Source organism: Arthrobacter sp. LjRoot14 (assembly GCF_964253905.1).
GTDB lineage: Bacteria > Actinomycetota > Actinomycetes > Actinomycetales > Micrococcaceae > Arthrobacter.
Window position 1 is genome coordinate 4,762,563 of record NZ_CAXURL020000001.1, and the last position, 12,060, is coordinate 4,774,622.

At 65.4% G+C, this 12,060-nt stretch carries 11 protein-coding genes; 5 read left to right on the forward strand and 6 right to left on the reverse strand.

The genetic code is table 11. The annotated features are described in order from the left end of the window. The first annotated feature begins 189 nt into the window (after nucleotides 1-189). Both ACSQ12_RS21655 and ACSQ12_RS21660 read left to right on the forward strand, forming a co-directional pair. A complete protein-coding gene (locus tag ACSQ12_RS21655) occupies nucleotides 190-1,275 on the forward strand; it encodes an FtsX-like permease family protein (RefSeq protein ID WP_436066879.1) in 1,086 nt (361 codons plus the stop codon). A gap of 40 nt (nucleotides 1,276-1,315) precedes the next feature. Beyond that, nucleotides 1,316-2,029, forward strand: coding sequence for an ABC transporter ATP-binding protein (locus ACSQ12_RS21660; RefSeq protein ID WP_436066880.1), 714 nt, complete (start codon nucleotides 1,316-1,318; stop codon nucleotides 2,027-2,029). On the opposite strand, the gene ACSQ12_RS21665 is transcribed toward ACSQ12_RS21660, so the two are convergent. Continuing rightward, entirely contained in the window at nucleotides 1,990-2,394 is a 405-nt protein-coding gene (locus tag ACSQ12_RS21665; protein ID WP_436066881.1) for a winged helix-turn-helix transcriptional regulator, read from the reverse strand. The genes ACSQ12_RS21660 and ACSQ12_RS21665 overlap by 40 nt on opposite strands. A 79-nt stretch (nucleotides 2,395-2,473) precedes the next feature. On the opposite strand from ACSQ12_RS21665, the gene ACSQ12_RS21670 reads away from it, so the two are divergent. Next, nucleotides 2,474-3,124 carry an NAD(P)-dependent oxidoreductase gene (locus ACSQ12_RS21670; protein ID WP_436066882.1) on the forward strand — a complete coding sequence of 217 codons (651 nt, stop codon included), beginning with the start codon at nucleotides 2,474-2,476 and terminating at the stop codon, nucleotides 3,122-3,124. Nucleotides 3,125-3,165: 41 nt separating this feature from the next. Here the strand turns inward: ACSQ12_RS21670 and ACSQ12_RS21675 are convergent, their stop codons facing one another. The 5 genes from ACSQ12_RS21675 to ACSQ12_RS21695 all read right to left on the reverse strand — a co-directional run bounded on the left by ACSQ12_RS21675 (nucleotide 3,166) and on the right by ACSQ12_RS21695 (nucleotide 9,131). After that, the gene (locus tag ACSQ12_RS21675; RefSeq protein ID WP_436066883.1) at nucleotides 3,166-4,605 is read right to left on the reverse strand and encodes a phytoene desaturase family protein; all 1,440 of its coding nucleotides are present in this window, start codon (nucleotides 4,603-4,605) and stop codon (nucleotides 3,166-3,168) included. Next, nucleotides 4,598-6,064, reverse strand: coding sequence for a glycosyltransferase family 87 protein (locus ACSQ12_RS21680; protein WP_436066884.1), 1,467 nt, complete (start codon nucleotides 6,062-6,064; stop codon nucleotides 4,598-4,600). The genes ACSQ12_RS21675 and ACSQ12_RS21680 overlap by 8 nt, the downstream gene beginning before the upstream one ends. 183 nt (nucleotides 6,065-6,247) lie before the next feature. Beyond that, nucleotides 6,248-6,469 carry a hypothetical protein gene (locus tag ACSQ12_RS21685; protein ID WP_436066885.1) on the reverse strand — a complete coding sequence of 74 codons (222 nt, stop codon included), beginning with the start codon at nucleotides 6,467-6,469 and terminating at the stop codon, nucleotides 6,248-6,250. Between the two features lie 586 nt (nucleotides 6,470-7,055). Continuing rightward, complete coding sequence (locus tag ACSQ12_RS21690) at nucleotides 7,056-7,640, reverse strand: histidine phosphatase family protein (protein WP_011693977.1); 585 nt, start codon at nucleotides 7,638-7,640, stop codon at nucleotides 7,056-7,058. After that, nucleotides 7,641-9,131: a CCA tRNA nucleotidyltransferase gene (locus ACSQ12_RS21695; RefSeq protein WP_209741820.1), complete on the reverse strand. Its 1,491-nt coding sequence runs from the start codon at nucleotides 9,129-9,131 to the stop codon at nucleotides 7,641-7,643. Nucleotides 9,132-9,339: 208 nt separating this feature from the next. On the opposite strand from ACSQ12_RS21695, the gene ACSQ12_RS21700 reads away from it, so the two are divergent. Both ACSQ12_RS21700 and murJ read left to right on the forward strand, forming a co-directional pair. After that, nucleotides 9,340-9,840, forward strand: a complete 501-nt coding sequence (locus tag ACSQ12_RS21700; protein ID WP_043430153.1) for an NUDIX hydrolase — start codon at nucleotides 9,340-9,342, stop codon at nucleotides 9,838-9,840. Between the two features lie 69 nt (nucleotides 9,841-9,909). Then, complete coding sequence (gene murJ / locus ACSQ12_RS21705; RefSeq protein WP_436066886.1) at nucleotides 9,910-12,003, forward strand: murein biosynthesis integral membrane protein MurJ; 2,094 nt, start codon at nucleotides 9,910-9,912, stop codon at nucleotides 12,001-12,003. Nucleotides 12,004-12,060 lie beyond the last annotated feature (57 nt).

The window sequence follows — 12,060 nt, forward strand, 5'->3', positions numbered from 1 at the left end:
ATCAATCCAGCGTATCCCCCAAGGCCCGGGTTTCCCGGCGAAACCGGGCCCCTCGGCCCGAGATCAACCTTTTGGTTGACCCGCGGCTCCACCAGGTGCCTCCGGCTGACCAACCGGCCTGCCGATGTGCAGTGCCGCATGCGGCGGAAGAGTGGAACCAGCACGCCACACCGCCACGAAAGGAAACCCGTGTTTCTCGCCATTCGCGATCTTCGCTTTGCCAAAGGACGCTTTGCCCTGATGGCAGCCGTTATCGCCCTGATCACCTTGTTGCTCGTGATGCTCTCGGGCCTGACCGCCGGTTTGGGAAACCAGTCCACGTCGGCAATCGCCGCGCTGCGGGCCGACCAGATCGTGTTCGGAGCCCCCGCCGGCACTCCGGCCAAGGCATCGTTCACCGAGTCGGAAGTCAGCCGGGACCAGCTGGCCGCCTGGTCCGGACGGGACGGTGTTTCGGGGGTGGCTGCGCTCGGCATCAGCCAGGCCCGCGCTCAGGCCGTTGGCCCCGCCGGAGCCCCGGGCGGCACCGCGAACGTGGCCGTCTTTGGAACCGGCAACGGACTGTCCGGGGACCCGGAGGACGGAACTGTTGTAGTGGGCGAGACCCTCGCTGCGGACCTGCACCTCAGCCGCGGCAGCCTACTGGCAGTAGGCGGGCTGGAACTTGCCGTTGCGGACATCGTCCCGGACGAGTGGCATTCGCATACCGGCGTCATCCGGACGTCGCTGAATGACTGGCGGCAAGTGGCCCGCGCAGGCAAGGGGTCCCTCGGCACGGTGCTGGCCGTGACGTTCGACGCCGGCGCCCGGGTGGACGTGGACGCCGCCAATGCGGCGGCCGGGACAGTCAGCGCCACCCGTGAAGGTTCGTTCCAGGCGCTGGGTTCGTTCAAGAGCGAAAACGGTTCGCTGGTGCTGATGCAAGCGTTCCTGTACGGCATCTCGGCCCTGGTGATCGTGGCGTTCCTGACGGTATGGACAGTTCAGCGGACCCGGGACATCGCCGTCGTCAAGGCAATGGGCGGGTCACCGGGATATGTGCTCCGCGATGCGATGGCCCAGGCCGGCATGGTGCTGGCAGCCGGGACGATCACCGGCGGCGGAGCAGGACTGCTCGGCGGGATTTTTGCGGCACAGGCTGCCCCGTTCCTGGTCACCCCGGCCACCACGCTCGTGCCCATCGCCGGAATCCTTCTCCTGGGCCTCGGCGGAGCCGTGGTGGCGGTCCGCGGCGTAACCCGGGTTGACCCGCTACTTGCCCTCGGCGGCAACTGATTTCTCCTGCCACAGCTATATTCCCCGAAAGGAATACTCATTGGACACCCCGCTCAACCTCGTCAACGTCACCCTCGAGTACCCGGACGGAGAGGACACCCTCAAGGCACTGGACCGGGTCAGTCTCGCTGTTGGCGCAGGGGACTTCCTCGCCCTCGTGGGGCCTTCAGGGTCCGGCAAATCATCCCTGCTGGCAGTCTCCGCTGCGCTCATCCGGCCCACGTCCGGCGCTGTGACCATCGACGGCGAGGTGGTCACGGGCCTGAGGGACGCTGATCTGACGGCGCTGCGCCGGGAGAAGATCGGCATCATCTTCCAGCAACCCAACCTCCTGCCGTCCCTGACCTCGGCCGAGCAGCTCGTACTGGCGGACCACCTGCGCGGGAAACCGCTGATGGCTGCCCGCAGGCGCGCGGCCGAGCTGCTGGACGTGGTCGGACTCGGTACAGTCCGGGACAAACGCCCTCACCAGTTGTCGGGCGGCCAGCGGCAACGCGTCAACATCGCACGGGCCCTGATGGGCCGGCCCAGGGTGCTGCTGGTGGACGAACCGACGGCGGCGCTGGACCACGAGCGGAGCGCCGGCATTGTCCGGTTGCTGCGCGAGGTCACGGACGAATTCAATGTGGCCACGGTGATGGTCACGCACGACACTGACTTCGTGTCACTGACGGATACGGTGGCCACCATGCGGGACGGGCGGATCCGTTCCCTTCAGCCCTCCGGCAGTGTCACGTCACGGGCTTCGTCGTAGGCATCCCGGGCGTTCAGGATGCTGGGAACATTGGACTCGGCCCATTCCCGGAGGACGGTGAGGGGGCCCAGCAGCGACAACCCCAAATCGGTCAGCTGGTAATCGACCCGGGGAGGGACCTGGGCGTAGACCTTTCGGGTGATCAGCCCGTCACGTTCCAGCGTCCTCAGGGTCTGGGTCAGGACCTTCGGCGTGATCACGTGGACTTGCTTGCGCAGTTCGGAGAAGCGAACGGGACCGTCGGCCAGCACCTGAACCACCAGCGACGCCCATTTGTCGCCGATTCGCTGGAACACAACCCGGGACGGGCACCGCGGATCCATGATGTCCGCACCGGGCGTGGCCACGGGCGTGATGGTATCCATTCGGCACCTCGTTTCTTCTGAGCCTCTAGCTATCCTAGAGATACTGTGAATTCCTACGGTACCCAATACGAGGAGCGGCATGAAAATCGCAGTGTACGGTGCTACCGGGATGGTGGGCGGCCAGATCGTCAAAGAATCGTTGCGGCGGGGCCACAACGTCACGGCAATTTCGCGGACAGGCGCGGCGGTACCCGGCGCCACGGCGTGCCGGGCGGAACTGGCAGACGTGCGCACGTTTGCCAGCGTTGCCAGCGATCACGACGCCGTTGTGCTGGCCACGGTGCCCAGCCGCACGGGCGGGGATCATGGCGAATGGCTGGCTGCGATGAAGGCGGCCTTCGGCAGTGCCGGCACGACGCGGCTGCTGGTGGTGGGCGGAGCGGGGGCGCTCGAAATCAACGGTGTGCGCCTGTGCGACTCCCCCGACTTCCCAGAGCCCTACCGCTCCGAAGCCCGCAGCATGGCTGCCGCGTACGATGAGATCCGCTCAGCTCCTGAGGCCCTCAACTGGACCATGCTGGCGCCCGCCCCCGTCATGCAGCCGGGCACGCGAAGCGGCAAGTACGTGACAGCGGACAATTCGCCTGCGGGACGGTCCATCACCACCCAGGACTTCGCCGTGGCCATGCTGGACGAACTGGAGGCACCGTCCCACCGACGCGCCCGTTTCACGGTGGCAAACCCTGAATTAAACATGGACGCGGTCGCCACGGCTCAACCCGTGTCCTGATTGCCTGCCTCCCGGACCCCGCAGCCCTAGAGCCCACAGCCCTAGAGACGGAGCGGGGGGACCCCCAGTCCGAATATGTCCTTAAGGGCATATCTTGCCGCATGAAAGCCTGGCATACCCGTAACACCGGGCCCGGGGGGTGTGGACGAGGAGCACAGGTACACGCCTGCCAGGGGCGTCCGCCAGGGCACGGGACTGATCACCGGACGCTGGATCAATCCGCGGAGATCCATGAGCCCGGCCGCAAAGTCCCCGCCCACGTAGTTCTGGTTGTATTCCGCCAGCCCGGCCGCCGTCGTCACATGGACCTGGACCACGAGGTCACGGAAGCCCGGCGCAAAACGTTCCAACTGGGCCGTCACCGCCTCCGCCATATCCACCGTTGACCCTGACGGAACATGGCAATACGTCCACAGGATGTGCCGTCCGTCCGGAGCTCGGGAATCGTCAAACCGTGACGGCTGGGACACCAGGACGTAAGGCCGTTCCGGATGCTTCCCGGAAGCCACCTGGTTTTCAGCCTCGGCCATCTCTGCGCGTGTGCCGCCCACATGGACAGTTCCGGCGTCGGCCAGCCCGGCCGCCTCCCACGGGACAGGTCCGGACAGGATGAAATCCACCTTGCAGGCGGCATTTCCGAAGCGGAACGACTCCAGCGACCGGCGGTATCCGGCCGGCAATTTTTCCCCGGCGAGCCTCACCAGCGCGGGCGGGGCGATGTCCAGGAGTGTCGCCCTGGCCGACGGCAGCTCCGCCAGGGATTCGATCCGCCGGCCGGTTTCCACCGTCCCGCCGTGGGCTTCGATGTCCCGCACCATGGCGCGGGCAATGGACGCGGACCCGCCCACGGGGATCGGCCAGCCCTGCGCATGTGCCAGCGTCCCGAGCATCAGGCCCGCCCCTGCGGGTGCCAGCGACGGCAGCCGCCCCACCGAGTGGGCTGCGACGCCGGTCAGCAGGGCGGGCACCAACTCGTCGCTGAACCTGGCGTTCCACGCCGCAGAGCCCTGCTCCAATGTCCGGAGGCCGAAAAGCACGGCGGCAAGGGGGTCGCGCGGGATCCGCAGGAGCTGGTTTAGCGTGAAGTCGGCAATGCCGTCCGCCCGGCGCACCAGGGGTGCCATCAGCCGCTTGTAAGCGGGCCCGTCCGGTCCGAGCCCGGCGGCAGTGCGGTCCAGGGAACGGTAGGCCAGTGCAGCCCGGCCGCCGTCCAGGGGTGATCCGAAGGAAAGCTCCGGAGTGACGAGGTCAATCCGGCGGGACAGTTCAAAGGCTTGGAAGAACGGTGAGGCAAGGGCCATCGGCTGGACGGCCGAGCAAATGTCGTGCAGGTGGCCGGGCTGCATGAGTTCCGAGGTCCGCAGACCGCCCCCGGGGGTTTCCGCGGCTTCGAATACGTGCACCTTGAGGCCTGCCCTGGCCATGGTCACGGCAGCGGCAAGTCCGTTCGGGCCGGAACCTACGACGGAGACGTCAGGCATTGCCGGCCCGCCGCCAGGGGAGTACCGATGCCGCGGGGTCTGCCGGATTTAGTCGCAGCCAGTCGCGCGCGCCGTCGAACGGGCCTCCCTGCGGATCGTCCAACGAATGGCGGCGGACCACATCGTAGCCGGGCTCCCGGATATCCCAGGCCACACGGACCATCAGGTAGGCCGTGGCAATCATGTGCAGACCCACCGCCAGTACGTAATAAGGCATGTCGATATTGTGCTGCGTCGGGCCTCCGCTGGTCACCTGTCCCAGGTACATCCACACGGCCGCCCAGTGCAGCCCTTCTATGCCCTGCCAGATGAGGAAGTCGCGCCAGCGCGGACGGGCCAGGGCCAGCAGCGGGATCAGCCAGATGACGAACTGGGGCGAGTACACCTTGTTGGTCAGGATAAACGCCGCAACGATCAGGAACGCCAGTTGCGCGAGGCGGGGCCTGCGGGGGGCCGTGAGGGCCAGGACGGCGATGAGAACGCAGCTGATGAGGAACAGATTGAGGGCCAGCGTGTTGATGGCTTCGGGCCCCAGGGGCAGCCACTGCAGGCGCCCGGCCACGAGGTTGTACGCAAACCAGGGTGAGCTGTAACCGGCAGGGCGGTCTTCAGTGAACTGGTAGAAATACTTCCAGCCGGAGGGGTTCATGGCAGCGATGGGGACGTTGACGGCCAGCCAGGCAGCGGCGGCGGCCCCTGCGGTAACCAGCAGCGGCCGGATCTTTCCCGTCCTCAGGGCAAGCAGGAGGATCGCACCAAAGACCAGCAGGGGATACAGCTTGGTGGCCGTTCCCAGGCCGATGAAGACGCCGGCCAGCACCAGCCGTTCGCGGGAAAAGAAGTACATGCCGACGGCGAGCAGGCCCACCGCCCACATGTCCCAGTTGATCACTCCGGCGAGGATGATTCCGGGGGCCACCGCCACCATCGCAGCGTCCCAGGGCCGGCGCCCGCTCATGCGTGCCGTGGCAAGGACCGTGACAATCCACACGGCGGCGATGAGGGTGGCGTTGACGTCGAAGTAGCCAAGAATGCGGGCGTCAGTGGCACCCTGTCCGGGGACCAGCATGGCTGTCAGTCCCGCGATAATGCCCATCAGGACGGGATATTCAAAGAAACTGCCTTCACTGAAGAAGGGAAAGGTACCCTCACCGAGTCCCCGGTTGCGGAAAAGCTCCGGGAAATCGGAGTAGCAGGTGGAATAGAACTGGCCCGGCGACTCCCAGCCGTTTACCCGGCAGTAGTTCTTGACCATGATGCTTGCCAGGGCTGCCAACACGGTGAGGATAATGAGGACGCGTTCGATGGTGAAGAATCCCGGCGAGACGATGCCCGGCGCGGCCCGTTGTCCCATCGGTCCGCCGATCAGCTCGGTGAAGTTCCTGAGCAGGAGATCGCTACGGCTCGGGATGACCAGACGCGTTCTCTTTCGGTGCGCCGGCGGCATTGTCTCCTGCATCCCCCGAGCTTACCGTCGCAGCTGCGCTCCCACAGTCCCGCATACAGCCGCTCCGGCAAACAAAAAGCCCACGCGTCGCCGCGTGGGCTTTTTGAGCATGGATACGGGTCGTTGCCATCGGGTCCTCCTGGATATTTCCGTTCCCGGCTGCAGCGCGGGAGGTTCAGAAACAAGGCCCCGGCCTCAGCGGATGACGCCCCCCATCTGGTGCAGTACGACATAGACGTCTTCGCGGTTCTGGTCCAGGAGCTGGCCGTTGAACAGCGTCTTGTCTTTCAGAGCTGGCCGCCAGCCAAAGCGCAGGACGCTTCGGAGCAGTTTCAGCATGGTTACCTCCTCCCGTGATGTTGCTCGGCGGCGCCGGCCGTGATCGGCCTGCGGGGTGGCAGTGGCGGTGATGCTCACGTTGGATCCTTTGATGGTTGGTTGCACCCGGAATTGGGCATGACAATTAGGGCCAATTAATTGAGTGAATTAATGGCGGAAATTAGGGCATAAGAATGCCCGGTGGATATGCCTGGACATAAAGACCAAGCAATTGATGGATTTCGCCAACCAAAGGGTGGCCCCTGGATGCAGCTGCGCCGCAGTCCCCAGCAAGAAGCCGGGTTCCGAACTATGGGGTGTTGCGCAAGCGCATGGGCCCGCATGGACGGCCGGTTGCCGGGCAGCTTTCCTGGTCGGGAAGCCGATTACCGGGATTCCGGCCGGAGGGCCGGAATCCGCAGGTCAGGAGGCAGTCAGTCCGTGAAGTGGGCGCGAGGCAGCAGCAAAGGCCGGGATGGCGGTGATGGTCATCTTCCATCCGCTAGTCAAAGTAATCATTTTCCCAACCTCCTTTTCTGCTATGCCGCGGCCCAGTTGACTCACTGGACGGCGGGCGCCGGTGACCCTGGCAAAACGCACTGGAGTCAGAAATAAAATTACACTATCCTCAGGGTTTTTGACTACTGAATTGAGATGATTCCTCGAAGATATTTATAAATCGTCTTTATAGTCCCCAGCGGACTATGGCGGGAGTCTTCTTGTCCCATCCGAGGGTGCAGACTTTCGCGGTCCCCAGGATGAAATGCCGGCCTTCGTGCGGATCCAATCCCAACCAGCGCGCCGTTAGGATCCTGGAGAAGTGTCCGTGGGCCACAATGAGCACGTTGTCCAGCCCGGATTCCAGCACACGGGCCACGATCTTGTCCGCCCGGGCAGCCACTTCCTCCAGGGCTTCACCGTTGGGCACGCCGTGGGTCCAGATCAGGTACTCCGGGTTGTCCTTCCGGATCAGGTCGGAGCTAATTCCTTCGTAATCGCCGTAGTTCCATTCCACCGCGAGGGGTTCCTGTTCGGCGTCCGGGAATCCCGCCAATTCCGCCGTGCGGCGTGCCCGCCGCAGCGGCGAGGTCAGCACCAGGTCGAAGTCGACGGCGTCAAGCACCTTGCGTGCCTCCACGGACTGCTGCTCGCCCTCTACTGTCAAGGGCAGGTCGGTGAGCCCGGTGTACTGGCCGCTCTTGGACCATTCGGTTTCGCCGTGGCGCAGGATCCAGAGTTGGGGGCGGGCAGTGCTGTTGAGTGAAACCACTTATGACTCCTCGGTAGTGGAAAGTTCGACGCCGGCGGCCGGCTGGTGTTCGGCGGCCTCGGGCTGAGCCGCCCACCATTCGCGCAACCTGGCCTCCGCCGCCGCAGGATCGAGCGGGCCGTGCTCCATACGCTGTTCAAGCAGGAACTTGTAGGCCTTGCCCACCACGGGCCCCGGCTTCAGCCCCAGCAGGGCCATGATCCGGCCGCCGTCCAGGTCCGGGCGGACCGCTTCCAGCGATTCCTGCTCACGCAGTGCCGCGATGCGCGCCTCAAGGTCGTCATAGGCAAAGGACAGCCTGTCCGCCTTGCGCTGGTTGCGGGTGGTCACATCCGACCGGGTCAGCCGGTGCAGGCGCTCCAGGAGCGGCCCTGCGTCCGTAACATACCGGCGGACGGCGGAGTCGCTCCAGCCGGCCTCCCCGTAACCGTAGAAGCGCATGTGGAGCTCGACGAGCCGTGCCACTGCCTTGATGGTGTCGTTGTCGAAGCGGAGGGCCTTCATCCGTTTCTTGGTCAGTTTGGACCCCACCATGTCGTGGTGGCGGAAGCTCACCGCGCCGCCCGGTTCAAAGCGGCGCGTAGCCGGCTTGCCGACGTCGTGCATGAGGGCCGCAAACCGCAGCACAAAATCGGGGCCGGGTACGGCGCCGTCGGAATCCGTCTCCAGGGAAGCGGCCTGCTCCAGCACCTGGAGGGAGTGCTGGTAGACGTCCTTGTGCCGGTGGTGTTCGTCCGCCTCCAGGCGCAGGGCGGAGACTTCAGGGAGGACGAATTCGGCCAGGCCGGTGTCCACGAGGAGGTCGATGCCCACGCGCGGGTGGGCTCCGCAGATAAGTTTCACCAGTTCCTCACGGACACGCTCCGCGGAAATGATGCTGATCCGTTCCGCCATCTGCGACATCGCCTGCTTGACGTCCCCGCGGACCGCCACACCGAGCTGGGAGGCAAAGCGGGCCGCCCGCATCATGCGCAGGGGGTCATCGGAAAAGGACGTCTCCGGCGCGCCGGGCGTTGCCAGCACGGAGGCGTGGAGGTCCCGGACACCGCCGAAGGGGTCTATCAGCTCCATCGAGGGCAGCCGCAGCGCCATGGCATTGATGGTGAAGTCCCGGCGATGCAGGTCATCGGTCAGCGAGGACCCAAACGCCACCATGGGTTTCCGCGACTCCGGATCGTACGCCTCGGCGCGGTACGTGGTGATTTCAATCTGGAAACCGGACTTCCGCATTCCGATGGTGCCGAATGCCTTGCCGATCTCCCAGAAGTTGTCCGCCCACTTCCGGATCAGCGCCAGTGTTTGGTCCGGCGTGGCGTCCGTCGTGAAGTCGAGATCAGGGGAACGCCTGCCCAGGAACAGGTCACGCACAGGCCCGCCCACCAGCGACAGTTCATGCCCGGCGTCGACGAAGCGCTGCCCGAGCTCCAGGACCACCGGGTCCACCTGGAAATCGACGGTGTGCGGGTCGGACTTTTGATGTGCGTGCGCCATAGTTACTTAAGCTTGTCAGAAAACCACGCCAACAAGCACCAATCGGAGCCGCCTGACCGCGCCGTTACGCCGCGGGTTCGGGAATCCGCGTCATACGCAGTCCACTTTCTTGTCATGTTCCGGTCATCACCAACGGGCAAGAGTCGTTAGAGTGGACTTCATGGCCCATCCCGTACCGAGTGCTCCTGGCAGGAGGACAAACCCACCGTTGCCGTCGGCAATCGGTGCCCATGTCGCGCCCGCCCAGCACCCCGGGCCGGCCTCGCTGCCCACCGTCGAGGAAATCTCCGCCGGCGGCGTTGTCGTTGACACGTCCGACGGCGAACTGAGAGTCGCAATCATCGCCCGCCTTAACCGCGGCGGACGCCTCGAATGGTGCCTGCCGAAGGGCCACCCGGAGGGCAAGGAAAAGAACGAGGAAGCGGCCGTCCGCGAGATCGCCGAGGAAACCGGCATCAGCGGCGACATCCTGGCCCCGCTGGGGAGCATCGACTACTGGTTCACCGTCAGCGGCCACCGCGTCCACAAGACCGTCCACCACTACCTGCTCCGGGCCACGGGCGGCGAGCTGACCATCGAAAACGATCCCGACCAGGAAGCTGTGGACGTCGCCTGGGTGCCCATCCAGGAACTCGCCCGCAAGCTGTCTTTCCCTAATGAGCGCCGTATCGCCGACCTCGCCAGGGAAGTCCTGCCGGAACACCTCTGAGGTCCCGTGACTGATTCCATGAAGCGCCGCCCACGTGCCTAACTGCGCACCCTTGAGACGATGAAGGCCATGTCAGCAGCCAATCCAGCTTCCCCCGAGTCCGGTTCCTCCGATTCGCAGGCCGAATCCCGGACCGCCCAGCACGGAGAGGCCCGTTCCAGCGCCATCATGGCCGCCGGGACCCTGGTCTCGCGCTTCCTGGGCTTCGGCAAGACCTGGATGCTGGGTTTTGCCCTTGGCCTTGGCTCCACGGTCAATGACACCTTCATCAACGCGAACAACCTGCCGAACCTGATTTTCCTGCTGGTGGCCGGCGGCGTGTTCAACGCCGTCCTGGTACCCCAGATCATCAAGGCCAGCAAGGCGCCGGACAGGGGAGCGGACTACATCAGCCGGCTCCTCACCCTGGCTGTCCTGGTCCTTCTGAGCCTGACCCTGCTGGTCACCCTGTTGGCTCCCTGGGTCATTGAGCTGACCACCCAGGGGTACTCGGCCGAACAGAAATCACTCGCGGTGTCCTTCGCGTTCTGGTGCCTGCCGCAGATCTTCTTCTACGGCCTGTACGCCCTCCTGACTCAGGTGCTGAACGCCAACGGGGCATTCGGCCCGGCAATGTGGGCACCCATTCTGAACAACATCGTGGCCATTGCCGGCCTGGGCATGTTCATCTGGATCCTCGGACCCAACTTGACTAATCCCCACACGCTGGACAACTGGGGACCCACCCAGACCTTTCTCATAGCCGGATTTTCCACCATCGGCGTGGTGGCCCAGACAGCCATCCTGCTGGTCCCGGTGTTCCGGCTCCGTCTGGGACTCCGGCCCAGGTTCGGCTGGCGGGGGGTTGGCCTGGGGCAGGCCGCGAAGCTGAGCGTCTGGACGCTCCTCACTGCCGCCGTCGGGCAGCTCGCCTTCCTGTACGTCATGCGCATTGCCACGATTCCGGGTACCGAGCGGCTCCGCCTCGAGCGCGCGGGGGACCTCACTGCCGCGGCCACCCTGCCCGGCAACGCAGTGCTGGAGGTGGCCAGCCAGCTGTACCTGCTGCCGCACTCCATCATCGCCCTCTCGCTTGCCACCGTGCTGTTCAACCGCATGACCCGGGCTTCCCAGGACGGAGACCGGGCGGGGCTCCGGGACGCGCTGTCCCACGGGCTTCGCACCATGGCGGTGGCCACGGTCTTCGGGGCGCTGGCGCTGTTTGCGCTGGCCGGTCCGCTGGGCATGTTCTTCTCCGGCGGCAAGGTTCAGGACGGCGTAATGCTCGCCCAGACCCTGACCATCCTGGCCCTGAGCACACCGTTCATGAGCGCCAATTTCATGATGTCCAGGGTCTTCTACGCCAATGAGGACGCCCGTACGCCGTTCTACATCCAGCTGGTTCTGGCAATCGTCAATGTGGTGGCGGCCTTTGCCATCCAGTTCCTGCCGTATGACCGGATCATCTTCGCCATCGCCATCCTCTACACGGGCGGCAACATCCTCTCCGTGGTTGTGAGCTCGTTCTTCCTCCGCCGCCTCCTGGGGCACCTGGACGGCCCCCGGATCGCCAATTCGTACATCCGGATGGGATATGCAGCGCTGGGTTCCGCACTGGCCGGCGCCGGCGCGCTGTGGCTGATGGGGAGCTACAGTGCCGACGGCTTCGCCTGGAGCGGCAGGATCGAGGCCCTGGTCACCATCGTCGTCGTCGGGCCGGTGATGCTCGTGGCATACCTCTTCCTGCTGAAACTATTCCGCGTGACGGAGCTGCGTGACCTGCTGCAGCCGCTGCTCGGCCGCCTGGGACGGGGGCCCGCCGCCGCACCGTCGGAACCTGCCCCGGGCACCCCGGCCGGCGCCCCCTCCGCCCGGCAACGGACGACGCCGGAACGCGCCACTGTCTCGGTGGACACCGGCCTGATCCCGCGAATTTCCGGGGAATTCGACGCTGCGTCGTTCCGTGCGGGACCACAGGTTGAGGAACCGGGGGCGCACCGCGATGTGCAGCAAAGCGATTCCGCGGGCGAATACCTACCGGCCGAAGAAGTGCCCAACACCGCAAGGGGCGGCATCTTGCGGGAGGAAATCCCGCTGCCGGGCCGCCGCACCTTCCAGGGAACGGCCGGGCGCAACCCGCACTTCAGCAAGCGGTCGGAAAGTCGGCGAAAGAAGAAAAGGTGACACCGCCGCGGTCCACCGAGCCTGTCTCACACGGCCGTAACGCACCATCGGCTAGGA

What these genes read in the sequence shown, in the direction of transcription:
- ACSQ12_RS21665 (WP_436066881.1), bottom strand. Translation starts at nt 2,394, where the DNA reads ATGGATACCATCACGCCCGTGGCCACGCCCGGTGCGGACATCATGGAT.
- ACSQ12_RS21695 (WP_209741820.1), bottom strand. Translation starts at nt 9,131, where the DNA reads ATGGCGCACGCACATCAAAAGTCCGACCCGCACACCGTCGATTTCCAG.
- ACSQ12_RS21680 (WP_436066884.1), bottom strand. Translation starts at nt 6,064, where the DNA reads ATGCAGGAGACAATGCCGCCGGCGCACCGAAAGAGAACGCGTCTGGTC.
- ACSQ12_RS21670 (WP_436066882.1), top strand. Translation starts at nt 2,474, where the DNA reads ATGAAAATCGCAGTGTACGGTGCTACCGGGATGGTGGGCGGCCAGATC.
- murJ (WP_436066886.1), top strand. Translation starts at nt 9,910, where the DNA reads ATGTCAGCAGCCAATCCAGCTTCCCCCGAGTCCGGTTCCTCCGATTCG.
- ACSQ12_RS21675 (WP_436066883.1), bottom strand. Translation starts at nt 4,605, where the DNA reads ATGCCTGACGTCTCCGTCGTAGGTTCCGGCCCGAACGGACTTGCCGCT.